Below are 26056 nucleotides of genomic sequence, written 5' to 3'. Positions count from 1 at the left end.
ATGAAAGCCTCGAACACGGTTAAGAAGATCCTCGCCAACTACGAGGGCGAGACGCCCGGCGTGAAAGCCAAGCTGTGCCAGATGCTGATGAGCGGACGGCTCAAGGGCACCGGCAAGATGATCATCCTGCCCGTCGACCAGGGCTTCGAGCACGGGCCGGCGCGCACCTATGCGCCCAACCCCGCCGCTTATGATCCGCATTACCACTACCAGCTGGCCATCGATGCCGGGCTCAATGCCTTCGCCGCCCCGCTGGGCTTGCTCGAGGCGGGCGCCGACACCTTCGCGGGGCAGATCCCGACGATCCTCAAGCTCAACTCGGCCAACTCGCTGATGAGCGACACCGCCGGCAAGAACCAGGCGATCACCGGCTCGGTCGAGGATGCACTGCGGCTCGGCTGCTCGGCCATCGGCTTCACCATCTACCCCGGCTCGGACATGGCGCTCGACATGTTCGAGGAGATCACCGAGATGCGCCGCGAGGCGGCCGCCCTCGGCATCGCCACCGTGATCTGGTCCTACCCGCGCGGCGAGGCGATCTCCAAGGATGGCGAGACGGCCGTCGACATCGCCGCCTATGCCGCGCAGATCGCCGCCCTGCTGGGCGCGCATATCATCAAGATCAAGCTCTCCACCGATCATCTGGAGCTGAAAGAGGCCAAGAAGGTCTTCCAGGAGCAGAAGATCGACGTCTCGACCCAGGCCGCGCGCGTTGCCGAATGCATGCGCTCATCCTTTGCCGGCCGCCGCCTCGTGGTATTCTCGGGCGGTGCCAAGAAGGGCGAGGATTCGATCTATGACGACGCCCGCGCCATCCGCGATGGCGGCGGCAACGGCTCGATCATCGGGCGCAATTCCTTCCAGCGCGAGCGCGGCGAGGCGCTGGCGATGTTCGACAAGCTCGTGGACATCTACAAGGGACGCGACTGACGCCCGGCCCGCCGGCGCCCTACTGATCCGCAAACCGGCCGCCGTCACGCGCGGCGGCCGGGCTCCCGGCCGCCTTGGCCGGTTCTTTTCGCCACAGCCGGCTCCCTTGCCGGTCCGGGGGGATGTTCGTGCCGGCAAAGGCATGGCATGCTGCTCCCGACGGCCTCCAACGCGGGAGGCGATCTGCACGGAATGCCGCAATGACCTCGTCACGCAACGCACCCCCGATCGGCGACATCGCCTACTTCTCGATCATCGCCATCCTCGGCATCTATTTCACCTATGCCAGCGTGCAGGGTGATTACGGTCTTTTCCGCCGGGTTCAGGTCGAGGCGGAGGCGCGCGTGCTCGAAGCCGAACTTGCCCTCATCGAGGCCGAGGTCGCCGATCTCGACAACAAGACCAGGCGCCTGTCGGATGCTTATCTCGATCTCGACCTTCTCGACGAGCGGGTGCGTGATATCCTGGGCTATGTACGCGCCGACGAGATCGTCCTGCGCTAGGTTCGGCGCGCTCCTCGGTTCGGATCATAGCCCGGCCGGCCTGCGCGTCCCCTCTCCATTCCCACGCCTTGGCCGCGGAGCCGAGGCGCACGCGCCCTTGCCAGCGGGGCCGCCGCGCGCTTTAGTGGATCCAAGGAGCACCGGGAGGATGCGATGCCCTCAGACACGGCGGCGGACGCGCCCGTCACGACCGAGGAACTGACCGGATTTCTGCGCGACATGCTGTTGATCCGGCGGTTCGAGGAGAAGGCCGGACAACTCTACGGCATGGGGCTGATCGGCGGATTCTGTCATCTCTATATCGGCCAGGAAGCGGTGGTGACCGGGCTGAGCGCGGCGGCCCGCCCGCTCGATCGCAGCATCACCTCCTACCGCTCGCATGGACATCTGCTGGCCTGCGGCGTGCCGCCGGCCGCGATCATGGCGGAACTGACGGGCCGGGCAAGCGGGCTGTCCGGCGGCAAGGGCGGATCGATGCACATGGCCGCGCCCGAGCGCGGCTTCTTCGGCGGCCATGCCATCGTCGGTGCCCAGGTGCCGATCGGCGCCGGACTGGCCTTTGCCGACCGCTACGCCGGCGAGGACCGGGTGAGCTTCGTCTATTACGGTGACGGTGCCGCGCAGCAGGGACAGATCGCCGAAACCTATGCCCTGGCGCAGATGTGGAACCTGCCGATGGTCTTCGTGATCGAGAACAACCGGACCGCGTCCCCCGGCAGCCCGAAACAGGTGGAACTCACCGCGCTCGCGGCCGCCCATGGCATCGCGTCGGAGGTGGTGGACGGGATGGATGTCCTCGCGGTGCGCCAGGCGGGACGACGCGCGGCGCAGCGTTGCCGCGCGGGGCGTGGGCCCGCGCTTCTGGAGATGCGCACGCATCGCTACCGCGGGCATTCGCTCGCCGATCCCGCCGGTCAGCACAGCCGGGACGACACGCGGCGCATCCGCGCCGAACGCGATCCGGTCGAACATGTGCGCCGCCGCCTTCGGGATCGCGGCACCGGGGAAGACACGCTCAAGCGGATCGATGACGCGGTGAGAGAGGAGATTGCCGAGGCGGCGCGGCTCGCCCGCGATGCGCCGGAACCCCGCGACGACAGCTTGTTCGACCATCTCGCGATGGTGCAGGAATGAGCGTCGCGGCCAAGACCGGCGCGGGCCTCGTGCAGATCACGGTGCCGGATTTGCCGGGCGGCGCGGCGGAGGCTGTCCTCGAGCGATGGCATGTGGGTCCGGGCGATCAGGTGACGCCCGAAGATGTCGTCGCCGAGGTCACCGTCGGCCGCATCCGCATCGAGATCGAAGCGGGACATTCCGGTCTGGTCGAGCATCTCCTGGCGCAGGCGAAAGGCGCCGTCATCGCACCCGGCGCACCGATCGCGGTCATCGCCGCGCGAGGCGAGCCGGATGCACGCCGCGAGATGTCGCCCCTTCGCGCGGCGGCGGCGCCCTGCCCCGATCTCGCAGAGCCGCCCCGGCCCTTCCGTTCGCCCGCAGCAGGCGCGGCGCCGCCGCCCGAGCCCGACGAGACCGCGCGCGTCAGCATGCGCGATGCCCTGCGCGGCGCTCTCGTGGCCGAGATGCGCGCCGATGACAGTGTTCTCGTCCTGGGCGAGAACGCCGCCGAGCAAGGCGGCGCCTACAAGGTGCTCCAGGGATTGGCGGACATGTTCGGCCCACGCCGCGTCGTTGATACGCCCCGGCTGCTGCAGGGGGTCGCGGGGCTCGCGATCGGCGCCGCCTTCGCCGGGCTGCGCCCGGTGGTCGAGCTGCGAAGTTTCTCGCTGGCCCTGCAGATGATCGAACAGATCGTCCATTCGGCCGCCAAGACGCATTACGTGACCGCCGGCGCGCTGCACTGTCCCGTCGTGTTCCGGGGGCCCACCGGACTGGCCGCCCGCAGCGGGGCGCAGCATTCGCAGGATGTCGCCGCCCTTTTCGCGCGCATTCCCGGACTGAGCGTTGTCCAGCCCTCCGATGCCGGGGACGCTGGCGGCCTGCTGCGCGCGGCCATCCGCGCGCCGGGTCCGGTTATCTTCCTCGAGCATGAACTGCTTTACGGCAGCGACGCCCCCGCGCCGGCGCAGGACGCACCCCTTCCCAGGATCGGGGCAGCCCGTCTTCTGCGCGAGGGAAAGGATGTCACGATCGCGGCGATCGGCCTGGGTGTGCGTCACGCGCTGGATGCCGCCCACGCACTCGAGGCCGACGGTATCAGCGCCGAGGTGATCGACCTGCGAAGCCTGCGACCGCTCGACAGCGCGTCGGTGATCCAAAGCGTGCGCAAGACCGGGCGATGCGTCACCGTCGAGGAGGGAAATCCCGTGGGCTCGATCGGCGATCACCTCGCCGGGATCCTCATGCGCGAAGCCTTCGACTGGCTCGATGCCCCCGTGATCTCCTGCACCAACGCCGATGTGCCGATGCCCTATGCCGCCAATCTCGAGCAGCTCGCGCAGGTGGGCGTCACCGATGTCATCGCCGCGGCGCGCGCCGTCGCCTATCGCTGAGGCCGCCCGGAAGCCATGGGAGAGCTGATCACGATGCCGGCCCTCTCGCCCATGACGGCCAGTGCCACGCTTGGACGCTGGCTCGTGCGCGAGGGTGACACCGTGGAACCCGGCGATCCCCTGGCCGAGATCGAGACCGAGAAGGCAGCCGTGGAATACGAGGCGGTGCGCGCAGGCCGGATCGCCCGGCTCCTCGTTCCCGAGGGCAGCGTCGATGTCGCGGTGGGAACGCCGATCGCATGGCTGCTCTATCCCGGCGAGGCCGATCCCGAAGACCATCCGCAACCGCTTGCTCGCGACACGAGCCGTGGTGCGCATGATGCTTCCAGGTCGGAAATGCGGGACAAGGCAAGGGATGCGCCGGGCGAGGGGCGCGTCAAGGCCTCACCCCGTGCACGCCGCGAGGCGGCAAGGGCCGGGCTGAATCTCCGCGAGATCGCGGGCAGCGGGCCGAACAACCGGATCATCGCCGCCGACATCGCGGGCGCATGCCGCCCGGCGCCAGCGCAGCCCTTCGCGCTGATCGGCCATGTAAGCCTGCAGAGGCTCGAGGCGTGGCGGCGGCGCGCTGCGGAGTGCCCCGAAGACGCAGTCGGGACACTCGCTCATCTGGCCAGGCATGTCGCCTCCTGCCTTTCCGGCTCGCCGGACCCGGCATCGCTGCCGATCTCGGTGCGCGGGCAGGAAGCGGCAAGTGACGGGGTGGCCGGGGGTCAGCAGTCCGGCGCCCCGGAGGCGGCGTTCGTCCTGCCCCTCGCGCCGTTAGCGGACCGGATCACCCTTCATCTCGGCACGCCACTGAGCGACATCGCGGCGCTCGCCCTCATCGCGGACCCGGCACGCATGGACCCGGCCGCGCAGATGGCTTTCATGGCCGCCCTTCTGCGAATTGCCGGACCCAAGACATAAGTGGGCCGGTCAGCCACCCATGCTGCGGCTGATCAGGTGATCCATCGATACGGAGGGCTGCGAGCATCCCGCCTCGCCGACGATCCGCGCCGGAACGCCAGCTACCGTCTTCATCGGCGGAACATCCTCCAGCACGACCGATCCGGCGGCAATGCGCGAGCAATGGCCCACCTTGATATTGCCCAGCACCTTGGCTCCCGCCCCGATCAGCACGCCGTCGCCGATCTTGGGATGGCGGTCATCGTCTTCCTTGCCCGTGCCCCCGAGCGTTACCGAATGAAGCATCGAGACATTGTCGCCAACCACGGCCGTCTCGCCGATAACGATCGAATGGGCGTGGTCGATCATGATCCCCCGGCCGATCCTGGCCGCTGGATGGATATCGATCCCGAAGATCTCGCTGACCCGCATCTGGAAGAAATAGGCAAGGTCGTGCCGTCCCTCGCTCCAGAGCCAGTGGCCGAGCCGATAGGCCTGCACCGCTTGGTATCCCTTGAAGAAAAGCAGCGGCTGCAGGAGCCTGTGACAGGCGGGATCGCGCTCGAAGACCGCAACGAGATCGGCACGCGCCGAGATCGTCAGTTCGGGATCGGCGCCATAGGCCTCGTCGATGATCTCGCGCAGGATCTGCTCGGACATCTCGCCCGAAGACAGTTTCAGCGCCAAGCGGAAACTGAGCGCCCTTGCGAAGCTGTCATGGTGGAGAATGGATACGTGGAACATGCCGCCGAGCAGGGGCTCGGCACTGACCGCGGCACGTGCTTCCTCGCCGATCCGGTCCCAGACGGGATCGATCGACGCCAGCTTCTTGTTTTGATGGGCCATGGCGGGGCTCCTGTGTTCATCATCGGCACAGTCTACCACATAGGTGCGGGGCACGGGTTTGGAAATGTATAATTCCCCGTAGCCGGCCTGTCCGCTGCCTGCCGGCACCCTTGCCGCATGCTCGCTCGAGCCGCCCAGCGCCTCCAGCGCGGCCGCAAGGCAGGCCCGCCATTCGGGATCATCCAGCCGCGGCTCGGGGCCTGGGCCGCGGCGGAGCGCGGCCGTCATCAAGCTGCCGTCGCCCCAGCGCGGATGCGGCCGTCCGGTGGCGGCAAGATGCGCCGCCGCGAGCCGTGCCTCGCGCATCATCTGCCGCAGCAGCGCGCCACGCCGCGCCGGCATGGCCGACAGGCAGACGCGTGCCGCCGCGATCAGATCACCCATTCCCGCAGGCTTCATGGCAACGGTGCCGCCAGATGCGGACCCGGTCCGAACCGCGCCGAGATCTGGGATATCTCGACATGCGTTCCGGGTCCGTCCTGCGCGCGCATCGCCGACGCGTAGTGCCACTGGTCCGTCTCGGGCCAAGCCTCACGCAGAACCTCATCGCCCCGGCAGATGCGCAGCAGGTAGGCCTCGCGCTCCTCCCCGAGGGGCACTTCGGGGCGCTCCCAGACATCGGCATCGATACGGCCGCGCCGGATCCACTGCAGATCCAGACCGCCCCCGGCCGTCTCACGCGTTCGTAAATGGACAGGCGCATAGGGACGCAGACCGACCCCGCGCACCGCCCAGGTCAGTTCGCGATAGGCCGGATCGGACAGGGGCAGCGCCGCCGGGCCGATGCGATAATGCCGAAGCAGGCCGCGCTCGGCGGATGGAAGCGGAAGCTCCGCGAGAGCGCCATCGACGAGCACCGCGCGTGTTCCTTCGGGCCAGGCCGCCGGCATCAGGGCATCGGTACCCAGTTGCCCCCGCAACAGCATCCGCAGCACGTAGCGCCCCGGCGCCACGATCTCGGCATCGCGGAACTGCAAGAGCTCCCAGTCGCCCTCGCCCCCCGCCCCGTTGCCCAAGGCCAGCAGGTTCGCCCCCGACAAAAGCGCCGCCTCGTCGACGGAGCCCAGCGCCCCTGTCAGAAGCTCGAGCGCGATGCCCGGGCCGCGATCGTAGAGCCCGGGCGCGGCTGCCGGGAGCGACGCCGTGAGCCGGCCCGTCACGGCGGCCTGTTCGAGCACGAGCTCTGTCCTGTAGCCATCCGGCCCCGGCGCCGAATGCACCGCGACCTGTCCGGGCCAGCGCCGCGCGCTTGCCCCGATACGTGCCCCGTGCGGCGCCTCGTCTCCGCTGATCAGCGGCAGGTCGAGCAACAGGGGAAGGACGGGCCCCGGCGCTTCGAAAGGGGTCACGCGCGGCGCGCCATCGCGTTCCTGCGGCATGCGGTGAAGACCGCCATCGCTGCGAACCGCCGCGATCATCCTGTGCCCCGCCAGGGTCACGTGGTCGATCCGGTAGCGGATGCCCTCGTGGCGCACCAGATCCCCTGCCCCCAACTTGCGCGCCGATAGCGGCAGGGCAAAGCTCACCCGGTCGCGCGCCGCGTGCATCTCTCCAAGCCAGCGCTCGGTGATGCCCCGCGCCTCGCCCTCCGTCAGAAGGAGCGGCATCTCCGAATGGGAAACGGCGAAGCCTTCGGTGCCGGGCATCACCGCCTCATGGGTACGCGTGCGGTAATCGCTCTGCGCATCTACATGCGACAGGCGCACCCTGCCGATCCGCTCCGCCTCCTGCGCCCGGATGCGCGACATGCCCTCCGGCAGCTCCTCGGTGATGGCAAGGCGGTGCGTATCGAGCGTGGGTGCAGGCCGGGCGGCCGATCGGCTGACGAAGTGCAGACGGCCCTCGCGCTCGGCCGCATCGAAGCCGTATGCCGTCATCAAGGGCTGCAATGCCGCGCGCGCGCTGGCCGGCTCCGCAGAGCCGTAGCCCCGCAGCGCACCGTGCAGCCGGGAAACATCGACATTCCCGACCCCCGAAGCCGCGCAGATTTCCGCCACGACGCCGCCCAGATCGCGATTGCCGGCCCGCCCCGTAAGCCAATGCCCCCGCGCATGGTTTTCTCCATCCGACCAGAGTGTTCGATTGGCGGGGAAGAAGGGAAAGGGCCGCGCATCCCAGGCCCAGACATGGATACGCGCCGGGTCGACCATCGGGCGACCGTAGATCTCGGAGACCGGGTTGTTCTCCGGCCGGTTCCAATGCGCATGGACGGCCCGCAGATACTGCATCTGCATCAGATCGTCCCGCCCTCCGTCGGAATGGTGCGGCAGTCCCGACTCGGACGACTTCGGATCGACGAACTTGTTGGGTTGGTTGGCGCCCTTGTCGATCGCGGCGCAACCGATCTCGGTGAACCAGATCGGCTTGGATTGCGGCGTCCAGGCGGTTGGTGCGGCCTGCCGCTCTCCCCCGATCCGCTCGTGATGGGCACGCCCCCACCACGAGATGAGATCCTTGTAGCGGAACACCCAGGGCTCGCCATGCGCTCCGTCGGTGATCGGGCTGCGAAGCTGGTGTTTGCGAGCCTCCGGCGAGGCATAGTACCAGTCGAACCCCTCGCCGCCCGCGATATTGTCCATCAGGTAATCGATCGAATGGATCGCACCCCTGGACGCGTCGGCATGATCCGCGCCATCGCGCCAATCGGCCAGGGGCATGTAATTGTCGATCCCGATGAAATCGATCTCGGGATCGGCCCAGAGCGGATCGAGATGGAAATGCACGTCACCGCTGCCATCGGCGGGGTGATAGCCGAAATATTCAGACCAGTCGGCGGCATAGCCGAGCTGCGTCCGCGGCCCCAGGATCGCCCGGACATCGCGCGCCAGCATGCGCAGCGCCGCGACGGCCGGAAAGCTGTCCCCCTCCCCTCGGATCGCGGTCAGACCCCGCAATTCCGAGCCGATGCAGAAGGACGACACGCCGCCCGCCATGACACACAGATGGGCGTAATGCAGGATGAACCGCCTGTAGGACCACTCGTCGGGCCCATGATAGCGCAGCTCCCCGCCGACCCGCTCGAAATCGTCGACGGAGGCAGTCCCGAAAAAGGCCTCGACCTCCCGCTCGGCCTCTCGCGTGCGGTCCGTGCTGCCCTCCTGCCCCGGCGCACGGGACGTCGTGATGCGTCCGCGCCAGGGCAGAGCGGCCTGCTCGCCGCCCCCGTAGGGATCGGGGCGCGCATTGCCCGGCAGCTGCTCCATCAGCACGAACGGATAGAACATCACCTCCATCCGGGCCTCGCGCATGGCGGTGATCGCCTCGATGACCGCCGTGTCGGCGGGCGTGCCGCCATAGACCGGACGCCCTTCCTTCATCGGCACGCGGCGCGCCTGCGAGCGGCCGATCCCGCCCGATCGCCAAGGCATCTCCGCGGGCTCGAGCGCCGTCTGCTCGACCCGGGGGCCGATCTCGCACAGTCCGCATCTCAGATCGGTCCCGAACCAGGACACCACGAGGCTCACCGCCGCGCATTTGGGCAACTCGCCCTGCAGTGTTTCGAGCGACGCGGTGAAATCCGTCCCCCCAAGCGGCGTGTTCACGTTCACCGCCCTGGCATCCCCTGGCTCGACCTCGACATGCAGGGGGGTCGTTGCAAGCGTGTATTCACCGGTTCCGGGGATCATCGCGACAGCCCGAACGGCATCGGCGATCTCCGGGATCTCGGACTGGCCGGCCGGCGCCGGACGCTGCACCTCGAAGGAGAATTGCGGCACCCGGTTCCCGAATGGCCCCAGGTCGAGATCCTCGATGACCACATAGGCGATGCCGCGATAGGCCGGCACTGCGCCGGGCCCCTCGACCGCCTCGATCTTGGGATCGGGCGTCTGGGTCAGCGTACCGCGATGGACCCGCATGTCGATGCTGTCCCGCGCGATCTCCCGGCCATCGGCCCAGACGCGGCCCACCCGGCTGATCTCTCCCTCGCAAAGCGCGAGGGCGAGACTGACACCGTAGCTGTAGCTGAGGGTCTTGGGACGGGACGGGGCGCCCTTTCCTCCACCGCTTTCCGAGACGCTCTCGGTGAAACGCGACGCCCAGATCACCTGCCCGCCAAGCCTGTTGCGCCCGTAGAGCCGCGGGATGGGAGTGCCCTCGCCCGCACCGCTGAGCCTGAAGCGGTCCACGCGCCCGGTCTCCACCGCATCGCCCCCCAGCCCCAGAAGGCTCTGGTCGAGAACTCTGCCCAAGCTGGCGCCCGCCGCCCGCCCGATGGCCGCCGCTCCGATGCCAAGCACGCTGCCACCGATCGACGCCCCTGCCGCGGCGCCAACTGCCGAAAGTACGATCGTCGCCATCATGGGCTCCTTTGCGGGAATGTGAAACGCGCGGCAATGCGTCCGCGCCAGGAGGGGCAGAGCGTGCTTTCGACGACGCCGTGGCGTGCATAGGCGTGGATGACGCACCGCCCGCCGCGCGACGCGATCCCCAGATGCTTGGCCACCGCGCCGCGCCGCATCCGGAACAGCAGCAGCTCACCGCTGCGCGGCCCCGCCGAAACCGCCGGCACCATGTGGCGCAGCGCGGCCTGCCACAGGCGCTCTTCCCCGCGTGGCTCGGACCAATCGGCGGTATAGGGGCCGCTGGCCTCCGGCTCGACGCCGTAGAGCCCGCGCCATACACCGCGCACGAGGCCCAAGCAGTCCGCCCCGGCCCCACGGCACGACGCCTGATGGAGGTAGGGCGTGCCGATCCAGAGCCGGGCCTCGGTCTCGACCGCATGTTCGGGCGAGCCGCTCATCGAACGAGGCTCCCGCCGTCGTTTCGCGCGCCCCGATCCGGCACCGCCATCAGCCAGTCGTCGCCTGGCAGATGCGGAAAGCCCTGGAAGTTCTCGATATTGCCGAACTTGTGCGCGCAGGTCTGTGCATCCTTGTCGCACCCTGCCAGCAACCGCACCCGGTCGCCCGGCCGCAAATCACCGCAGGGCGATTGCCAGAGCTCGATCCGTCGCTCCTCCCCCGCCTGGCGGTCCCGCCTGATCGGCACCGTCTGACCGGCGCAGGCGCCATCGAGGAAGACGGCGCGCCCGCCCGCGAACCAGCCTGGCTCGTGATCCTCAAGGGGCCCCGGGACCAACTCGCCATCGGCCCCGCCGCGCACCAGTGCCACCTCGGCGCAAAAGGCGCCGGGGGAGAGTTCGACACCGCATCGCGCATCGCCCAGCACCGCCCCGCAAGGCGCCTGGTAAACCCGTCCCGTGGGCGCCGCCAATGCGTCCGACAGGCCGCGCAGTTCCGCGGCGAAGCTGTTGCCGTTGCGCGTGATCTCTCCCAGCGTTCCGCGAAACTCCATTGCGCGCTGCGCCGGATCGGCCCAGTTCACCGACCAGGCGGTAAGAGCAGCCCCGTCGAACCGTCCCGAAAGGATGTCTCGCTCCTCCAGTGCCGCGCCGCTCAGGATCCCGACTACCTCGCCATTGTCCACCGACAGGCCGCTCGTCTGCTCGATCGCGCGGCCGCTGAGCCCGTCATGCGGACGGAACTCCATTCCCTCGAAGCGCAGGGCGGCGTCGTGATCGGTGAACCCCATGCGAAACCCGTCGCGCCGCTCGAGAAACCAGCAGCGGCACACCGTCGTCACCCCGCCCGCCAGATGCGCATCGAGCGTCCCGCCTGCCGGCATCCCCGCCGTCATGTCCGCACCTCGATCACCGGCACGTCCGGAACTTCTCCGGCCTGGAAATTCGCGACCGAGGTCCTGATGATGTCGGTATCGAAGCGGGCCGGCACATCGAACTCGAACCCGGCGGTAAGCTGAACACCCAGGGGCGGCGGCACCTCGAGCGTGACAGTCCCCCGCGCGGGATCGAGCGTGTAGTGCACACCCTCGCGCAGCGGATCATCCGCCAGGGCCAGCCTGACCGACCCGGCCACCGGCTTGGTGATCGGGCGGCTGTATTGCGCAGGTCCCGAGCGGTAGGTCTTGCACAGCGCGAAGACCCGCTGCGCACCGTCACCAATGCCGATCTGCTGATCGCCATGCGCCGGCGCGGATCCCGCCGCACAGGACTTGAAATCCGCCCAGTCCTTCCAGCGGAACCCGATCAACGGTCCTTGCCGCGCCTCGAAGAAGGCGATGAGCGTCTCGACATCCTCGAGCGAACGCAAGCCGAGCCCGGCGTCATAGCGCCGGCGCGAATGGGCCCATGGCGTGTTGCGCTCCTCGAAACCGTTGGCGAGGGTCACGATCTGCGTGCGCCGTTCCGGACCGCCCAGCGCGCCGAAGCTCAGGCTGGCGGGAAATCGTATCTCGTGGAAACTCATATGAAACTCCCTGTCCTACCGGTTTCTCTGGCCGCTCGCGATCGCGCGGCTCATCCTTGCGGCGATCTGACTGCGCGAGCGGGCAAACCCTTCGGCATCGGGGGTCGTGATGTTCATCACCACCGTCACCGGACGCGCGCCCGCGCCGCCCCGTACCCCAAGGCGGTAATCGGGACCGCGCGCCAGCGGCATGATCGCCTCCGGTCCCGCTTCGCCCATCAAGCCCGTGCCACCCTGCATCGGGAAGGCCACGGGTCCGCTGACCACGCCGCCCTTGGCGAATGGCATCACCCTGCCTTGGGCGAAGCCGCCCGCGCCGCCCCCCGGCAGAAGGCTTGCCACCACGTTCTCGATCCCCCCCGAGATCAGGCCGCCCGCCCCGCGCGCCACCGGGGCAACCGCCGCGGAATAGGCCGTGTCGGCGATCGAACGCGCGATGCCGGACAGCGCATCACCCAGCTTGTCGCCTTCGAGGATCAGCCCGTCGAACGCGCGCCGCAGCCCGCGACCGATGCCCGCCGAGAGCGCGCCCGCATCGCGCTGCGCGCCGCCGAGACTGCCTTGCAGATCGCGCAGCTGCGCATCGAAGGCCGCGGCCACGTTGCGCCCGGCGCCGAATGTCTCCTCGAGTTCCTCGAGCCCGTCGCGGAACGTGTCGAAATCGCTCATTCGTCGATATCCTTCTCGGGGGTCGTTTCGGGGGTCGCGTCGGGAAAGGCCTCAAGTAGCGACGCCAATCCCGCACGTCCCATCGGCAGGCTCTTCGTCCTGCCGAGCATCATCGAAAGCTCGGCGGGGCTCAGCGACCAGAAGAGCGCCGGCGAGATACCGCGCTCCGCGATGGCCGCCCGCATCAGGCCGTTCCAATCCATGCGTCAATCCTCCGGCGGCGCGAAGGCCAGGGCCAGCAACCGCCCCGCGCTTTGCGCCGCGCGCAGCGGGCCGCCCTCGATATCGACCTGCAACAGATCGCGCGTCTCCCCCTGCCAGCCGCCACCGCGCAGCCCCGCGGCCAGCAGCGCCAGCACGTCGCGCCCCGAGCAGGTTCCGCCCTCGAACCGCTCGGCAAGGGCGACAAGGGAGTCCGTCCCCAGTTCCGCCTCGAGCTCGGCCAGAGCGCCGAGGGTGAGCTTCGCACGGTATTGCACCCCGTCGAGGCGCAGGCTCACTTCGGATGCCCACGGATTACCCATCACAGCGCCGAGAAATCGAGGACACCGGCAGAAGCCAGGGACAGCTCATAGGCCGCCTCGCCGTTATAGCTGCCGGAATAATCGATCGCCGTGATCTGGAACGCGCCCTGCACGATCCCGAAGCCCGGGATCACGACCTGGAAATCGGGCGTCTCGCCGGCAAAGAAGATCTGACGGGCCCGCTCGTCCGTGGCCGCGTCCCGGAACACGCCCGACCCCGAGATCGCCGCGCTCTTCACCCCGGCCCCGCCGAGCAATTCGCGCCAGCCGCCCTGGCTCTCCAGGTTGGTCACGTCGACCGTCTCGGCATTGAAGCCGATCCGCGTGGCCCGCAGGCCCGCAATGGTCTCGAACTGTCCTGCTCCGGTCAGGTCGAGCTTGATGAGTAGGTCCTTGCCGTTCTGAACGGTCATGTCGTTTCTCCCTTGATGTCGTCAAACAGGCAGCGCGTCGTCTTGCGTGCGGATGCGGAACCGAAGATCGATGCGCCGGCGCGTGCCCGCATCGATGCGTCTCGCACGGGCCCGGTCGAACCAGAGCCCGGCGATCCGGCCGCGCGGCAAGGCCGGCGGCGGCTCGCGCAGCGCGTCGCAGATGGCCGCTGCTGCCCGCTTCGCCTCACCAAAGCCGCTCGCATCAGAGATCACCGCGACCGTCACCGCGTGGAGCGCCCCCGCACCCGTGACGTCCGAGCTGTCGCGTGCTTCCTCCTCGCCGATCACCACGTAGGTTCCGGCGATCGGCCCCTCGGGCAGCGCGTCGTAGACCGCGCTGCCGATGAGACCTGTCAGCCCTTGCCAGCCGTTCAGCCGGGCATAGAGGGCAGCCTGCAATCCGGCGGCCAATGCATAGCTCATGCAGCGATCTCCTCTTCTGCGATGCACAGCAGGTAGCGTCCGTCGGCATCCGCCTCGGTGACCGAGAGCAGCGCGAAGATCCGCGCCCCGTCGCGCAGGCGCTGTCCGGCCACCGGCCGCGACGGCGCACCCTGGGGTGCGGCACGCAGCGTGATCTTGTAGACGACACGCGACAGCGCTCCGCCGATCCCGGCCACCTCGCGCCCCCGCCCCGGCTCGACGGCACCCCAAAGCGTGCCGAGCACGCGCCATTCCCTGACATGCCCGCCAGCGCCATCCGGCGTGGCACCGGCCGCTTCGAGCACCAGGGGGCGGTTCAGACGCGGCACCTTCATCCCTGCCTCCCGGCGACAAGCCGCAGGTTGCGATAGGGCGCCAGCAGGCGGATGACCCCGGCGGGCAGCGGAACGGTTTCCTCCTCGCCGCCGCGGCGTTCATAGAAGCGGACCGCGAGTTGCAGGACAGCCAGACCCAGATCATCGGGAACATCGGCCCAGCTCGGCCCGAAACCCGCCGTGAACCGCAGCCTCAGTCCCCCGGCGGCGCCGTGCCCCGGCAGAACCCCGCCGCGTGCACGCAGCTCGGGCCGGTGCAGATCCTCCACCAGGCGGTAACGTTCCGGCGCGGCGGTCCGCATCCGGCCGTCGGATCCGCCATGCACCAGCTCGACGATGCGGCTGACCGGCGCACGTGGAAACGGATGGGCCTCGGGAAGGCGCCAATGCTCGATCCGCAGCTCGAAATCCCGTTCGATCAGGACCTTCGCGCAATGCGTCTCGATCAATGCCACGGCCGCCCTGAGCGCCCCGATCAACAGCTCGTCCTGCAGATCGTCATCGGAAAAGCCGCTGCCCAACCGTAACTGACCGCGCAGCTGGGCAAGCGGCAGGGCCGTGTCCGGCACCTTTTCTAGTTCTTTCAACACCTGGTGATCCTTCCCTCGCCGTCGTCCGCCTCGTGCTCGGCGCGGCCGGGCCCGAAGGACCCGGCCGCAAGCGGCATCAGAGGCCGAACCTGAGAAGCTTGATGGCCGCGAAATCGCTCACGTCGCCGCCCACCCGCTTGGTCGCATAGAAGAGGACATGCGGCTTGGCGCTGAACGGATCGCGCAGGATCCGCAGGTCGGGACGCTCGGCGATCGTGTAGCCGGCCGCGAAGTCTCCGAAGGCGATTGCCGTCGCGTCCACCGCGATGTCGGGCATGTCCTCGCAGATGCTCACCGGATACCCCAGCAGGCGCGCCGGCTCCTGCGCCGCGAGGCCGTCGGACCACAGGAAACGTCCGTCGGCATCCTTGAGCTTGCGCACGGCGCCGGCCGTCTTCGAGTTCATCACGAAGGACGCTCCGGCACGGTATTGCGCGCCCAGCGCATAGACCAGATCGACGATCGCATCCGGGCCGTCGAAGGCGCCCGCCTTACCGGTGCCCACCATCCCGATGCTGCCCCAGCTCCAGTTCGCCTCGTCGATGGCGGGATGGTCGAGGAAACCGCGCGGCTTGTCGATCCCGTCGCCCGTCACGAAGGCCGCCGCCTCGGCACGGGCGAAACGCTCGGCGATCCGGCCGGCAAGCCAGCTTTCTATGTCGAAGGCCGCGTCGTCCAGAAGCCGTTGGCTCGCCTTGGGAAGCGCGCTCAGCTCGTGCAGCGCGATGGTGATCCTGTCGATCACGGGGGTGCCGGTCTCGGGGGGACTGCCGGTCTCGTTCGACCAGCCGCTGCCCATCTCCGTATGGTCCACGAGCAAATCGTAGGAGGTCGCATCGACGGTCACGATATTGGCGATCTGGCGCAGCGATGCCGCGGAGCGCAACACACCGCGCACCGTCTCGGCGGTCTGCGGATCGACGAGGTAGCCCCCATCGGCGGCCACCGCCGTGCTCATCGCCTTCTCCTCGACCGCGATACCGCGCAGCGCGTCGTCATCACCCGAGCGCAGATAGGCGGCAAAGGCTTTCTGATGCGGCAGCTCGGGAGCGGCGGCTTGTGCGAGAAGAGGGCGCATCGTGGCCCGTGATTTACGATCAAGCATGGTCATTCGCTCTTCCTGTTGTTGAAGCCTGTTATCCACGTCGTCCTTGAACTCACTGACATGGCGAACGAATTCGTCGATCGCCCCGTCGATACCAAGATCGCCGTCACCCGCGGCGCGTGCTGCGCCGTTCACTTCGTTCATGTGCTTTCGCTCCTCTTTGATGTCTTCGTTCCCGACAGCAGGCGACCGGCCCTACGCAATCCGGCGCCCAGCTTGCGCAGCTCCGCCGCCTCCCCCACGGCCTTGCCCGCCACCCGTGCCGATGGCAGCATCGGAAAGGTCACAAGCGACACTTCCCACAGCTCGATCCGTGTCAGCAGACGCTGTCCGGCATCGTCACGCGTGGCTTTTTGCACCCTGTATCCAATGGACAGGCCGTCGATCGCGCCCGCCGCCAGCAGCGAAGCGGCCTCGCGGCCACGCGCCACATCGGTCAGGAGCCGGCCCTCGACGAAAAGGCCGCGCGCATCCTCGCGTACCTCATCCCACACGCCGATCGGCTCGCCCGGATCGTGCTGCCAGAGCATCCTGACCTTGCCATTATCGGCGGCAAGCGCCGCGAGACTGGCGGCGAAAGCCCCCGGCCCGACCACGTCGCCGCCGCTGTCACGCGCACCGAAGAGCGAGGCATACCCGCTGATCCGCGCGTCCTGACCCAGGGTCAGTCCACTACCGCCGCCGCAGAACTTGCGTTCCAGGCTGGGATTGTCTTCGGTCATGCTATGCGATCTCCTCACGCTCGTTCATCCTCGTCGGCGGGCCGCGCCGGCAGCCCCAGAAGGAGCCGCTTCTCGCCCGGGCTCAGGAAATCGGCCTGCGACACGCGCTTCCATTGGGCCTCGCGCTCGGCGGCCAGTGCCGGCACCTTGTCGAGATCGGGACGCAGCTCGACTTCCTCCCCGGTGAACCCTTCGAGCCAATGCGCCAGGGAGGCCGCGACCTTCGACGCCAATGGAAGGACGGTCAGCCGGTAGAAGGCGCGATGGGCCTCCTGGTAGTTGGAATAGGTCGCCTCGCCGGGGATCCCGAGCAGCATGGGCGGCACTCCGTAGGCGAGCGCGATCTCCCGCGCCGCGGCGAGCTTGGTCTCATGGAACTCCATGTCGGACGGGCTGAACCCCATCGGCTTCCAATCGAGCCCGCCTTCGAGGAGCATCGGGCGACCGGCATTGCGCGCGCCCTGGTGATGCTGCTCCATCTCGCTGACGAGCCGGTCATATTGATCGGCCGAGAGCTGTCCGTCCTCGCCGCGATAGACGATCGCTCCCGAGGGGCGCGCGGCGTTGTCGAGCAGCGCCTTGGACCAGCGTGACGCGGCGCTGTGCACGTCCACCGCAACGGCGGCCGCCTGCATGGGCGCAAGCCCGTAATGATCGTCGAGCGGATGGAAATTGCGGATATGGCAGATCGGCGGGGGACCTTCCCCCAGCGCGAAGCGGTGCTTGCGGCCGCCGACCGTGTAATCGTATGCGACCGGCCAGCCGTCGGCCCCCGGCACGAGCGACATCCGCTCCGAGCGCAGCACATGCAGCTCGGCAGGCAGCGAAGGCCCCCCGACCGCCTCGACATAGCCGTTGCCGCTGAGCAGCATCTGGCCATAGAGCGCCTCGAAGAACTCCGCCTGGCCCTGCCCCTGGTTCGGTCTGTCGATCACGGCGAGGACGGGATGCCGTTCGTATCGCCGCTCGCGGTCCTGAACGACCAGGGGGATCGCGGCAGCGGCCTCGATGATCATCTTGACCGCCCTGAACCCGACCGGATTGCCGATGAAGCCATTGCGTATCAACGAGGCGGTATCGCGCGGCGTCCAGGCCACGCGCCCGCTGCTGGTGCTGATCACCCGGCCCGTCGCCGACGCCTTGACCTGCGGCGGCGCTTTCGCCTCGGCCGCCCTTTTCATGAATTCGAACATCGTGCATCGCTCCTTCGGTCCGCCCGTGGAGGGCCAGAAACGCAAAGGGGCATGCACCGGATATACCGGTCATGCCCCTCGCAATGTCATTTGTCGTTCCTGCCTGAACGGCCGCGCTGCGCGTCAGCCCAGCTCCCTCAGTCGCGGTGTCCCCGCCGCCCGCCGCGGCGCGAGGATCAACTCATGCAACGCCCAGACGAGCGCATCCGCACGGTCCGGGCTGCCGCCACCGGTGAACCCGGACAGGGTCATCTGGCACAGCTGCTCCTCGAGGCACTCCATCCCCGGCAGATGCGTCACACGCCCCTGCTCATAGAGGGCGGCCACGGGCTCGGCCCTGGCGATCTTGCCCCGCGCAGCGCGCACCGCGCGGTAGCTGACGGCCGGATCGACCTGCCGGATGACGCTCTCGACGAGATCGCCGCCCTGGTTCACCTCCGCCACCATCCGGTCGGCGCCATGCCTGTGATACGCCGCGCAGGCCGCCGCCGCCCAGGCCGCCGGCGATGCCGCCGCGACGCTGGCATCCTCGAGGACGACCGCGCGCCAGCTCTCCGGCCGGCCGGTGGTCTGCGCGCCGACGACCATGATGCCGCAGGCGTCGGACTTGGCGCCGCCAGTGACCGGCGGATCGACCGCTACGATCACCCGGTCTGGCACGAAGGCCAGGTCGCTCCGCGCCCGCTCCAGCATTGCCTGCGTCCAGAGCGCCCCTTCGGCATCCTCGAGCAGCACCCCGTCAAGCTCCTGGCGGGCAAGCCGCGTCCCGGCGTAGCGTGTCCTGATCTCCGTCAGGAAACTCTTCGCGAGGTTGGCCCTGTTCGCCTCGGTCGGCGCATGGGTCACCACCGTGGACGAAGCGCCAAGGATACGCTTGAGCACCGCCACGTCGCGCGGGGTTGTCGTCACGCATTGCCGCGGCTCCGGCCCCAATCTGAGGCAGAATTGCAGCATGTCCCAGGCCTCCTGCGCCTTCTTCCACTTGGCCAGCTCGTCGACCCATGCAGCGTCGAATTGCGGACCGCGCAGCGTCTCCGGATCATGCGCCGAGCAGGCCGTGGCGACGGCGCCGTTGGGCCACAGAAGCCTGTGCCGTCCCGCCTGCCAGACCGGACGCCGGTCGGGCGGGGTGCAGGCGAGGATCCCGCTCTCGCCGAAGATCATCACCTCGCGCACCTGGTCGAGCGTCTCGCCGACCAGCGCCACGCGTCGCGCCCTGCCCTGATCGAGCGGCCGGGGGCCCTCGACCTGGGCGCGGACCCATTCGGCACCGGCGCGCGTCTTGCCAGCGCCCCGCCCCCCGAGGATCACCCAGCTGCGCCAACTCCCCTCAGGGGGAAGCTGATGCGAATGGGCCCAGAAATCGAACAGGTAGGGAAGGCCCGCCAGCGCGCCTTCGCTCAACTCATCCAGGAAATGTGCCTGCTGCTCCGGCGTCGCGGAGGCGATCAAGTCGGCTCCCGATCTCACCGCGCAGGGCGTCGAAATCGAGGGCATAATCGTGAACGATGCCGCAGCGGCGTTTGCGGAGTTCCTCAAGTCTTTTCCTCTCGTCGAATACGGTCTGAGCCACGCGCCTGAACTCGGTCAGGACGCGCCTGATCTCGCCTTCGGCCAGGTCCGAGCGATCCCTCAGAGCCATCCTGACGCTCTTCAGATCCTCTAGGACCTCCCGATATTGCTCCTCGGCCTGTTCGAGTATCTCGCTTGCGCGTCGCTCCCCCTCGGGACGTGTGATTACCGTCATGCCGGACCCTTGTTCGAGCGGACCTTCCTTCTGGAAGGGCCGAACAAAAAAGCGGCCGCGGATCTGCTGATCCCGGCCGCTCTCGAATGTCGTCTGATGAGAAATCTCTACCCCAAGGCGAGCGGGAAGTCAAGCTTTCCCGCTATCGAGATTCGACAGAACTACGCTATAACCATCTGTTTACGAAGGTTCACTGCCCCGACGCACCCTGTTGTTCGATGGCTCGCCAGCGCGCGACATTGGCATTGTGCTCGGCAAGCGTCTCGGCGAAGGCATGCCCCCCCGTTCCATCCGCCACGAAATAGAGCAGCGGTGTGCTGGCGGGGTTCAGCGCGGCCTGAAGGCTCGCAAGGCCCGGATTGGCGATCGGTCCGGGGGGCAGCCCGTCGATCTGGTAAGTGTTGTAGGGCGTCACACGGTCCAGCTCGCTGCGCCGCAAGCCGCGTCCCAGCACCCCCTTGCCCTCGGTCACCCCGTAGATCACCGTCGGGTCGGTCTGCAGCCGCATGCCCTTGCGCAGCCGGTTGACGAAGACGCTGGCCACCTGGTCGCGCTCTTCGGGCTGACCGGTTTCCTTCTCGACGATCGATGCGAGGATCAGCGCCTCCTCCGGCGTATCGATCGGCAGGTCGTCGGCACGGTTGGCCCAGGCCTGCGCGAGCCGCGCCTCCTGCCGCTCGATCATCCGGTCGACGAGCTCCTGCCGGTCTGCACCAGCCGCGACCTCGTAGCTGTCGGGAGCCAACATCCCCTCGGGTGGGACATCCGCGATCTCGCCGCTGAGGAATTCCGCCGCCTCGAGCGCCTGCGCGATCTGCCAACTGGTCGCACCTTCGGCGAGCGCCACGCGGAAACGCGTATCACTCTGCTCGCGCACCTCGGCATAGCTTTCGGGGTATTCCCCTTCTACCGGATCGAAATCGGCGCGATCCTCGAAACGTCCACTGGCCGGATCGAGCTCGCGAACCTCGATCTGCTGCCGGTTCACCCCGATGCGGTAGACGATCTCGGTGCCACAGGTCGAGCCGCCGCCTTGCGTGACGATCGTGATGATCTCGTCCATCGACGCCCTCTCGGGCACGAGGAAGCTGCCTGCCTTCAGGCTGCCAGCACGTTCGGTATATTGTGCGCCGATCCGAAAGAGGCGGTCACTCTCGATCGCCTCCATGTCGGCGAGCTTGCCGGAGACGCGGCGCATGTTGGAGCCGGGCTCGACACGCAGGCAGATGGCCTGCGCGAGCGGTCCCGGTTGCTCGAAGCTGCGCTTGCCCCAGACGACGAGCCCCCCGAGCATCACGACGATCACGATCAGAAGCGACAGGGCGTTGGAGGCGATATGCCGCCACATCAATCTGTCAGCCGCTGCATCACGAGCGCCGCGTTGGTGCCCCCGAAGCCGAAGGAATTCGACAGGACCGTATCGATCCGGCGCGGCACCTTCGCCCCGGCTGCAAGATCGAGCTTCGTCTCGCAGGCGGGCGTGTCGAGATTGATCGTCGGCGGCGCGACCTGGTCACGGATCGCGAGCAGGCAGAAGATCGCCTCGACCGACCCCGCGGCCCCAAGCAGGTGCCCGATGGAGGATTTCGTCGAGGACATGGTGACGTTCTGCGCGTGATCACCGAGCACCCGCTCCACCGCGCCAAGCTCGATCGTGTCGGCCATGGTGCTGGTGCCATGCGCATTGACGTAATCGATCCGCGTGGGCTCGATCGCGGCTCGCGCAAGGGCCGCACGCATCGCCCGCTCGGCGCCTTCGTGATCCTCGGGCGGCGCGGTGATGTGATGCGCATCGCCCGACAGGCCATAGCCGATGATTTCGCCATAGATCGTCGCACCGCGTGCCTTGGCCCGCTCGTAATCCTCGAGCACGACCACGCCGGCGCCCTCGCCCATCACGAACCCGTCGCGGTCGGCGTCCCACGGCCGGCTTGCGCGCTTGGGATCGTCGGCGCGCTTCGTCGAGAGCGCCTTGCAGGCATTGAACCCGGCAATGCCGATCTCGCTGATGGGGCTCTCGGTTCCGCCCGCGACCATCACGTCCGCATCGCCCCACTGGATCAGCCGGGCCGCGTCGCCGATGGCATGGGCGCCGGTCGAGCAGGCGGTCACTGGCGCGTGGTTCGGCCCCTTGAAGCCGTAGCGGATGCTGATCTGTCCGGAGACGAGATTGATCAGGGCGCCCGGAATGAAGAAGGGCGAGACACGGCGCGGCCCGCGTTCCTTCAACAGCACGGCCGTCTCGGCGATCGACTGGAGCCCGCCAATCCCGGAGCCGACCATCACGCCGATCCGCAGCTTCTCCTCGGCACTGCACTCGGCAAGACCGGCCTCGCGGATCGCCTGGTCGGCGGCCGCCATCCCGTAAAGGATGAAATCGTCGACCTTGCGCTGCTCCTTGGGCTCCATCCATTCATCGGGATCGAAGGCATCTTCGGCCGCGCCCTCGGCGCCGGCACGCGGCACTTCGCAGGCATAGGTCGTGGCCAGGTGGCCCGCGTCGAACCGCGTGATCGGACCCGCCCCGGACTGTCCGTCCAGAAGCCTCTTCCACGTCTGATCGACACCACAAGCCAGCGGACTGACCATGCCCATTCCGGTAACCACAACACGCCGCATCCGACTGCCCTCGCTCTCGTTCCGCGCAATTGGGGCGGGTGATACACGCCAAGCGCAAGGGAGGAAAGGGTCCGCCGGGGGCAAGCGGCGCATTCGGCCCGCATCCGCGCATGAAAAAGGGCGCCCCGCGGATCATGCGGTGCGCCCCTCGCTACGAAGCCCGAAGGCCCGGGTGCCAGGATCAGGCCTGGGCTTCCTTGATGAACTTGACGGCGTCGCCGAAGGTCTGGATCGTCTCGGCGGCATCGTCGGGGATCTCGATCCCGAACTCTTCCTCGAAGGCCATGACCAGCTCGACCGTATCAAGGCTGTCAGCGCCCAGATCGTCGATGAAGGAGGCGTTCTCGGTCACCTTCTCTTCTTCGACGCCAAGGTGCTCGACGACGATCTTCTTCACGCGGTCTGCGATGTCGCTCATATCAGTTCCTTCAGGTTCCTTGGGATCCAGTGCCCGTTGCGATCTTGGCCCTCGGGCCGTGCCATTACCGAAGACATAGGCTCCGGAAGACAGGGCGCCATGGCGGGCGCCCCGGAAATTGTGCGCCGCCTATAGCACATCGCCGCCCCGGCGCAAACGGTTTCAGCCGCCTCAGATCATCGCCATGCCGCCGTTCACATGCAGCGTCGCGCCGGTGACGTAACCGGCTTCGGACGAGGCGAGATAGAGTGCCGCCGCGGCAATATCGCCGGGCGTGCCGAGCTTGCCAGCGGGCACCCGCACCAGCGTCGCCTCCCGCTGCGCTTCGGTCAGCTTGTCGGTCATCGCGGTCTCGATAAAGCCCGGCGCGATGCAATTCACCGTGATGCCCCGGCTCGCGACTTCCGCAGCGAGCGACTTGGAGAAACCCACCATCCCCGCCTTGGCCGCGGCATAGTTCGTCTGCCCGCCATTGCCGGTCGTCCCGACGATGGACGAGATGTTGACGATGCGGCCCCAGCGCGCCTTCATCATGCCGCGCATCACAGCCCGCGACAGTTTCATCACCGCCGTCAGGTTCACGTCGAGCACCCTGTCCCAATCCTCGTCCGACATCCGCATCAGCAGCCCGTCACGGGTGATCCCGGCATTGTTCACGAGGATGTCGAGCCCGCCCATCGCACCCGCAGCCTCGCCGGGAAGCGCCTTGAGCGCCGCGTCGTCGCTCAGATCGCAAGGCAGGACATGCGCCTTGCTTCCCAGCTCGCGCGCCAGTGCGTCGAGTGGCTCCTGCCGCGTTCCCGTCAGGGCGACATCTGCGCCGGCAGCGTGCAGCGCCCTAGCGATCTCGGCGCCGATGCCGCCAGATGCGCCCGTCACGAGCGCCGATTTCCCAGTCAGGTCGAACATCGCCTGTCTCCTTTGCCTGCAGGCGTCCGTGCTGGCCGGCCTGCGTTTACCGTCATTCGAATGGCGGGCCCAAAGCCTGCGTCTCCGGCCCCTTTCCGCCCTTTGCGGTCATCGCGGACCGCGCCCGCAATGGCTCAGGGCGCGAGGGCCGCGCTGACATCGGCGGATGTGCCGACGGTCCTGAGCCCGGCGGATTTCTCGATCCGCCGGATCATGCCGGACAGGGCCTTGCCGGCACCGATCTCCCAGAAGGTGTCGACGCCCTCCGAGACCATGAACGCCACGCTTTCGCGCCAGCGCACCGATCCGGTAACCTGCTCGACCAGAAGCGCGCGAATGCGCTCGGGGGCCGTCACGGGCGCGGCCGTCACGTTGGCCACGAGCGGCACGGACGGCGCCTTAAGCGCGACATCGGCGAGCGCTGCATTCATCGCCTCGGCCGCGGGCGCCATCAGCGAGCAGTGGAAGGGGGCAGAGACCGGCAGGAGCATCGCCCGCTTGGCGCCGCGTTCCTTGGCGATCAGCACCGCGCGCTCGACGGCCTCCTTGTGGCCGGAGACGACCACCTGCCCCGGATCGTTGTCATTGGCCGCCTGGCAGACCTGGCCCTGCGCGGCGGCGTCCGCCACCTGCCGGGCCGTGTCGAAGTCGAGGCCCAGGAGGGCGGCCATCGCGCCCTCGCCCACGGCGACTGCATCCTGCATCGCGGCGCCCCTCAGGCGCAGCAGGCGCGCGGTATCGCCAAGCTCGAGGGCGCCGGCCGCGGCGAGCGCGGAATATTCACCGAGTGAATGACCGGCCACGAACGCCGCGCGACCAAGCTCGAACCCTTCCGCCTCGAGCGCCCGAAGCGCCGCGATGGAGGTTGCCATGAGCGCGGGCTGCGCGTTGGCCGTCAAGGTGAGCGTCTCGATGTCGCCGGACCAGATCAGTGCGGAAAGCGGCTCGCCAAGGGCGTCATCGACTTCCTCGAAGACGGCACGCGCGGCGGGATAGGCCCGGGCCAGGTCCTGCCCCATTCCGATACTCTGTGCACCCTGTCCGGGAAAAACCAATGCAAGGCTCATACCGCCCTCCTCTGTGCGCCGACGTTCCAGCGGCCATAACGCGCCGGCGCGCGCCGTGCAACATTCGCGGCACGAGGAGGACATCCGGCGGATGCCCAGCGGTCGGCTTATCACGAGAGGGGGAAGAAGTGGCAGCCCGTAGGCGAGCCTCCTCGGGCTGATTTTAGGGTAGAGACTTACGCTGACCCCGTAACAAATACCGTGCTAAGGAATTTTTAAGACGGTAACTTTGGCGACAGAATTAAAGTTGAAAGCTGCCCATTGCCCTGAGCGAGAGGGGCGAAAAAGGTAGACGGGATGACACGAACTGAACCCAAGTGGTATACACTCACCGACGAAGCAACTGCCAAGATCATGGGGCGAGTGGCCGAAGCGCTGCAACAAAATGGGCTTTCGATTGGAAAGAAGCACCTTCCCCTAATGGCGCACTACTTTTTCTTGGATTCATTGTATTACGCCAACACTGCCAACAGGGATGGGGCGCATGCGAACGCACTGGCAATCACGCGACAATGTTTGGAATCCATGTCGGTAATTGAATTGGGAATGTGTCGCCACCCCGACCGCGAAGGCATGCTCGGCAAGTGGTGGAGTGGTGACGTTACGCCAGGGCAGATGCGAAAATGGCTAGCTGAGAACGTCTGGCCGAAATACGGTAGTGGATTGTGGTTAGAAAGCTGGGATGACTTCATGGCGGGGTTATCTAGGGCAGTACAGCCATATGCGCACTACACGGGGCAACTCTCTCAATGGCAGATGGGCTCCAAGGTCATTCATCCCGAGACAAATACCGCTATCGTTGACCTTGGGCCTCGCGCCTACGATGGTCAGAAGGCTACGCGGATCACCCTTGTCCATGCGATCCTGACTTTTTGCCTAGGCAGGATCGTAGTTGCCTCAACCACCAAACCCGACCCCGAGTTCGACGCATTGGTGCGTCAGTTCGGAAAGGCGCTCTCTGAATCAAAATACTTGGACGGGCACTCAACTGATTGGGATCAGCAATTCTGGTCGATGGTTTGGTTGCAAGGAAGCGGCGACGCGATCCTTGAGTAGAAATATGCGCTCTTGACACTTATTGGATACGGTATCGTCGCGGATTAGAATACCGTAGTTCCACACCGTATCAGGTGAACAAGCAAGCGCACCCTTAAATTTGGGCGCCCGCAAGCCATAGATTTGAAGAAACTTTCTTTTGGGGGGAGCAATTGCCGTCAAACCGCAATGTGGCAGCCCGTAGGGGGCTGCCACTATATATACTTTTCAAGTGCATAGGGGCGTTGTTGCAGAACTCTGATTGTCGAGGATTCACATTGTGAATCCATGCGGTTAGACGGTCCGCATGAGCAAGCCATCAC

At 67.5% G+C, this 26056-nt stretch carries 28 protein-coding genes and 1 pseudogene; 6 read left to right on the top strand and 23 right to left on the bottom strand.

What is annotated here, in order from left to right; translation table 11 throughout:
* The 5 genes from PMES_RS01080 to PMES_RS01060 all read left to right on the top strand — a co-directional run bounded on the left by PMES_RS01080 (window position 1) and on the right by PMES_RS01060 (window position 4852).
* Window positions 1-930, top strand: a complete 930-nt coding sequence (locus tag PMES_RS01080; protein WP_159963685.1) for a class I fructose-bisphosphate aldolase — start codon at window positions 1-3, stop codon at window positions 928-930.
* Between the two features lie 200 nt (window positions 931-1130).
* Window positions 1131-1433, top strand: a complete 303-nt coding sequence (locus PMES_RS01075) for an FtsB family cell division protein (protein ID WP_159963684.1) — start codon at window positions 1131-1133, stop codon at window positions 1431-1433.
* Window positions 1434-1586: 153 nt separating this feature from the next.
* Window positions 1587-2567 carry a thiamine pyrophosphate-dependent enzyme gene (locus tag PMES_RS01070; RefSeq protein WP_159963683.1) on the top strand — a complete coding sequence of 327 codons (981 nt, stop codon included), beginning with the start codon at window positions 1587-1589 and terminating at the stop codon, window positions 2565-2567.
* On the top strand, window positions 2564-3943 hold the full coding sequence (locus PMES_RS01065) for a pyruvate dehydrogenase complex E1 component subunit beta (RefSeq protein ID WP_159963682.1): 1380 nt from the start codon (window positions 2564-2566) through the stop codon (window positions 3941-3943). Before PMES_RS01070 ends, PMES_RS01065 begins: the two co-directional genes overlap by 4 nt.
* A gap of 15 nt (window positions 3944-3958) precedes the next feature.
* The gene (locus PMES_RS01060; RefSeq protein WP_159963681.1) at window positions 3959-4852 is read left to right on the top strand and encodes a biotin/lipoyl-containing protein; all 894 of its coding nucleotides are present in this window, start codon (window positions 3959-3961) and stop codon (window positions 4850-4852) included.
* Window positions 4853-4861: 9 nt separating this feature from the next.
* On the opposite strand, the gene cysE is transcribed toward PMES_RS01060, so the two are convergent.
* The 23 genes and pseudogenes from cysE to fabD form a co-directional block, all read right to left on the bottom strand.
* The gene (gene cysE, locus PMES_RS01055) at window positions 4862-5677 is read right to left on the bottom strand and encodes a serine O-acetyltransferase (protein WP_159963710.1); all 816 of its coding nucleotides are present in this window, start codon (window positions 5675-5677) and stop codon (window positions 4862-4864) included.
* 147 nt (window positions 5678-5824) lie between these two features.
* Window positions 5825-6061, bottom strand: a pseudogene (locus PMES_RS16975) (DUF7742 family protein); the annotation flags it as partial.
* Between the two features lie 11 nt (window positions 6062-6072).
* Complete coding sequence (locus tag PMES_RS01050; protein ID WP_159963680.1) at window positions 6073-9975, bottom strand: baseplate multidomain protein megatron; 3903 nt, start codon at window positions 9973-9975, stop codon at window positions 6073-6075.
* Entirely contained in the window at window positions 9975-10418 is a 444-nt protein-coding gene (locus tag PMES_RS01045; RefSeq protein WP_159963679.1) for a C40 family peptidase, read from the bottom strand. Before PMES_RS01045 ends, PMES_RS01050 begins: the two co-directional genes overlap by 1 nt.
* A complete protein-coding gene (locus tag PMES_RS01040; RefSeq protein WP_236549651.1) occupies window positions 10415-11314 on the bottom strand; it encodes a phage/gene transfer agent baseplate hub protein in 900 nt (299 codons plus the stop codon). The genes PMES_RS01045 and PMES_RS01040 overlap by 4 nt, the downstream gene beginning before the upstream one ends.
* Entirely contained in the window at window positions 11311-11943 is a 633-nt protein-coding gene (locus PMES_RS01035; protein ID WP_159963678.1) for a DUF2460 domain-containing protein, read from the bottom strand. Before PMES_RS01035 ends, PMES_RS01040 begins: the two co-directional genes overlap by 4 nt.
* 15 nt (window positions 11944-11958) lie before the next feature.
* Window positions 11959-12612, bottom strand: a complete 654-nt coding sequence (locus tag PMES_RS01030; protein WP_159963677.1) for an RcGTA-type gene transfer agent tail tape measure protein — start codon at window positions 12610-12612, stop codon at window positions 11959-11961.
* Window positions 12609-12815, bottom strand: a complete 207-nt coding sequence (locus PMES_RS01025; RefSeq protein WP_159963676.1) for a phage tail assembly chaperone — start codon at window positions 12813-12815, stop codon at window positions 12609-12611. Before PMES_RS01025 ends, PMES_RS01030 begins: the two co-directional genes overlap by 4 nt.
* Window positions 12816-12818: 3 nt before the next feature.
* The gene (locus tag PMES_RS01020) at window positions 12819-13136 is read right to left on the bottom strand and encodes a gene transfer agent family protein (RefSeq protein ID WP_159963675.1); all 318 of its coding nucleotides are present in this window, start codon (window positions 13134-13136) and stop codon (window positions 12819-12821) included.
* Entirely contained in the window at window positions 13136-13549 is a 414-nt protein-coding gene (locus tag PMES_RS01015) for a phage major tail protein, TP901-1 family (RefSeq protein WP_159963674.1), read from the bottom strand. The genes PMES_RS01020 and PMES_RS01015 overlap by 1 nt, the downstream gene beginning before the upstream one ends.
* A 21-nt stretch (window positions 13550-13570) precedes the next feature.
* On the bottom strand, window positions 13571-13993 hold the full coding sequence (locus PMES_RS01010) for a DUF3168 domain-containing protein (protein WP_159963673.1): 423 nt from the start codon (window positions 13991-13993) through the stop codon (window positions 13571-13573).
* The gene (locus PMES_RS01005) at window positions 13990-14328 is read right to left on the bottom strand and encodes a head-tail adaptor protein (protein ID WP_159963672.1); all 339 of its coding nucleotides are present in this window, start codon (window positions 14326-14328) and stop codon (window positions 13990-13992) included. The genes PMES_RS01010 and PMES_RS01005 overlap by 4 nt, the downstream gene beginning before the upstream one ends.
* Window positions 14325-14918, bottom strand: coding sequence for a head-tail connector protein (locus tag PMES_RS01000; protein ID WP_159963671.1), 594 nt, complete (start codon window positions 14916-14918; stop codon window positions 14325-14327). Before PMES_RS01000 ends, PMES_RS01005 begins: the two co-directional genes overlap by 4 nt.
* A gap of 76 nt (window positions 14919-14994) precedes the next feature.
* Window positions 14995-16167: a phage major capsid protein gene (locus PMES_RS00995; RefSeq protein WP_159963670.1), complete on the bottom strand. Its 1173-nt coding sequence runs from the start codon at window positions 16165-16167 to the stop codon at window positions 14995-14997.
* Window positions 16164-16745, bottom strand: a complete 582-nt coding sequence (locus tag PMES_RS00990; RefSeq protein WP_159963669.1) for an HK97 family phage prohead protease — start codon at window positions 16743-16745, stop codon at window positions 16164-16166. Before PMES_RS00990 ends, PMES_RS00995 begins: the two co-directional genes overlap by 4 nt.
* 14 nt (window positions 16746-16759) lie before the next feature.
* The gene (locus PMES_RS00985; protein ID WP_159963668.1) at window positions 16760-17938 is read right to left on the bottom strand and encodes a phage portal protein; all 1179 of its coding nucleotides are present in this window, start codon (window positions 17936-17938) and stop codon (window positions 16760-16762) included.
* Window positions 17939-18061: 123 nt separating this feature from the next.
* On the bottom strand, window positions 18062-19435 hold the full coding sequence (locus tag PMES_RS00980) for a DNA-packaging protein (RefSeq protein WP_159963667.1): 1374 nt from the start codon (window positions 19433-19435) through the stop codon (window positions 18062-18064).
* The gene (locus PMES_RS00975; RefSeq protein ID WP_159963666.1) at window positions 19344-19685 is read right to left on the bottom strand and encodes a hypothetical protein; all 342 of its coding nucleotides are present in this window, start codon (window positions 19683-19685) and stop codon (window positions 19344-19346) included. Before PMES_RS00975 ends, PMES_RS00980 begins: the two co-directional genes overlap by 92 nt.
* A 190-nt stretch (window positions 19686-19875) precedes the next feature.
* Window positions 19876-21033, bottom strand: a complete 1158-nt coding sequence (gene mltG, locus PMES_RS00970; RefSeq protein WP_159963665.1) for an endolytic transglycosylase MltG — start codon at window positions 21031-21033, stop codon at window positions 19876-19878.
* Window positions 21033-22304: a beta-ketoacyl-ACP synthase II gene (fabF, locus tag PMES_RS00965; RefSeq protein WP_159963664.1), complete on the bottom strand. Its 1272-nt coding sequence runs from the start codon at window positions 22302-22304 to the stop codon at window positions 21033-21035. The genes mltG and fabF overlap by 1 nt, the downstream gene beginning before the upstream one ends.
* 181 nt (window positions 22305-22485) lie before the next feature.
* The gene (locus PMES_RS00960) at window positions 22486-22722 is read right to left on the bottom strand and encodes an acyl carrier protein (RefSeq protein WP_159963663.1); all 237 of its coding nucleotides are present in this window, start codon (window positions 22720-22722) and stop codon (window positions 22486-22488) included.
* Between the two features lie 171 nt (window positions 22723-22893).
* Window positions 22894-23631: a 3-oxoacyl-[acyl-carrier-protein] reductase gene (gene fabG / locus PMES_RS00955; RefSeq protein ID WP_159963662.1), complete on the bottom strand. Its 738-nt coding sequence runs from the start codon at window positions 23629-23631 to the stop codon at window positions 22894-22896.
* 134 nt (window positions 23632-23765) lie between these two features.
* Entirely contained in the window at window positions 23766-24698 is a 933-nt protein-coding gene (gene fabD, locus PMES_RS00950) for an ACP S-malonyltransferase (protein ID WP_159963661.1), read from the bottom strand.
* A gap of 297 nt (window positions 24699-24995) precedes the next feature.
* Here fabD and PMES_RS00945 point away from each other — a divergent pair, with 297 nt between their 5' ends.
* Complete coding sequence (locus PMES_RS00945) at window positions 24996-25754, top strand: hypothetical protein (RefSeq protein ID WP_159963660.1); 759 nt, start codon at window positions 24996-24998, stop codon at window positions 25752-25754.
* Window positions 25755-26056 lie beyond the last annotated feature (302 nt).

This window comes from Profundibacterium mesophilum KAUST100406-0324 (genome assembly GCF_009835145.1).
Taxonomy (GTDB): Bacteria; Pseudomonadota; Alphaproteobacteria; order Rhodobacterales; family Rhodobacteraceae; genus Profundibacterium; species Profundibacterium mesophilum.
This window is presented reverse-complemented; position numbering and strand designations above follow the sequence as displayed.

Coding starts and splice junctions, on each gene's coding strand:
- PMES_RS01080 (WP_159963685.1), top strand. CDS start 1: ATGAAAGCCTCGAACACGGTTAAGAAGATCCTCGCCAACTACGAGGGC.
- PMES_RS01075 (WP_159963684.1), top strand. CDS start 1,131: ATGACCTCGTCACGCAACGCACCCCCGATCGGCGACATCGCCTACTTC.
- PMES_RS01070 (WP_159963683.1), top strand. CDS start 1,587: ATGCCCTCAGACACGGCGGCGGACGCGCCCGTCACGACCGAGGAACTG.
- PMES_RS01065 (WP_159963682.1), top strand. CDS start 2,564: ATGAGCGTCGCGGCCAAGACCGGCGCGGGCCTCGTGCAGATCACGGTG.
- PMES_RS01060 (WP_159963681.1), top strand. CDS start 3,959: ATGGGAGAGCTGATCACGATGCCGGCCCTCTCGCCCATGACGGCCAGT.
- cysE (WP_159963710.1), bottom strand. CDS start 5,677: ATGGCCCATCAAAACAAGAAGCTGGCGTCGATCGATCCCGTCTGGGAC.
- PMES_RS01050 (WP_159963680.1), bottom strand. CDS start 9,975: ATGGCGACGATCGTACTTTCGGCAGTTGGCGCCGCGGCAGGGGCGTCG.
- PMES_RS01045 (WP_159963679.1), bottom strand. CDS start 10,418: ATGAGCGGCTCGCCCGAACATGCGGTCGAGACCGAGGCCCGGCTCTGG.
- PMES_RS01040 (WP_236549651.1), bottom strand. CDS start 11,314: ATGACGGCGGGGATGCCGGCAGGCGGGACGCTCGATGCGCATCTGGCG.
- PMES_RS01035 (WP_159963678.1), bottom strand. CDS start 11,943: ATGAGTTTCCACGAGATACGATTTCCCGCCAGCCTGAGCTTCGGCGCG.
- PMES_RS01030 (WP_159963677.1), bottom strand. CDS start 12,612: ATGAGCGATTTCGACACGTTCCGCGACGGGCTCGAGGAACTCGAGGAG.
- PMES_RS01025 (WP_159963676.1), bottom strand. CDS start 12,815: ATGGATTGGAACGGCCTGATGCGGGCGGCCATCGCGGAGCGCGGTATC.
- PMES_RS01020 (WP_159963675.1), bottom strand. CDS start 13,136: ATGGGTAATCCGTGGGCATCCGAAGTGAGCCTGCGCCTCGACGGGGTG.
- PMES_RS01015 (WP_159963674.1), bottom strand. CDS start 13,549: ATGACCGTTCAGAACGGCAAGGACCTACTCATCAAGCTCGACCTGACC.
- PMES_RS01010 (WP_159963673.1), bottom strand. CDS start 13,993: ATGAGCTATGCATTGGCCGCCGGATTGCAGGCTGCCCTCTATGCCCGG.
- PMES_RS01005 (WP_159963672.1), bottom strand. CDS start 14,328: ATGAAGGTGCCGCGTCTGAACCGCCCCCTGGTGCTCGAAGCGGCCGGT.
- PMES_RS00995 (WP_159963670.1), bottom strand. CDS start 16,167: ATGAACGAAGTGAACGGCGCAGCACGCGCCGCGGGTGACGGCGATCTT.
- PMES_RS00990 (WP_159963669.1), bottom strand. CDS start 16,745: ATGACCGAAGACAATCCCAGCCTGGAACGCAAGTTCTGCGGCGGCGGT.
- PMES_RS00985 (WP_159963668.1), bottom strand. CDS start 17,938: ATGTTCGAATTCATGAAAAGGGCGGCCGAGGCGAAAGCGCCGCCGCAG.
- PMES_RS00980 (WP_159963667.1), bottom strand. CDS start 19,435: ATGCCCTCGATTTCGACGCCCTGCGCGGTGAGATCGGGAGCCGACTTG.
- PMES_RS00975 (WP_159963666.1), bottom strand. CDS start 19,685: ATGACGGTAATCACACGTCCCGAGGGGGAGCGACGCGCAAGCGAGATA.
- mltG (WP_159963665.1), bottom strand. CDS start 21,033: ATGTGGCGGCATATCGCCTCCAACGCCCTGTCGCTTCTGATCGTGATC.
- fabF (WP_159963664.1), bottom strand. CDS start 22,304: ATGCGGCGTGTTGTGGTTACCGGAATGGGCATGGTCAGTCCGCTGGCT.
- PMES_RS00960 (WP_159963663.1), bottom strand. CDS start 22,722: ATGAGCGACATCGCAGACCGCGTGAAGAAGATCGTCGTCGAGCACCTT.
- fabG (WP_159963662.1), bottom strand. CDS start 23,631: ATGTTCGACCTGACTGGGAAATCGGCGCTCGTGACGGGCGCATCTGGC.
- fabD (WP_159963661.1), bottom strand. CDS start 24,698: ATGAGCCTTGCATTGGTTTTTCCCGGACAGGGTGCACAGAGTATCGGA.
- PMES_RS00945 (WP_159963660.1), top strand. CDS start 24,996: ATGACACGAACTGAACCCAAGTGGTATACACTCACCGACGAAGCAACT.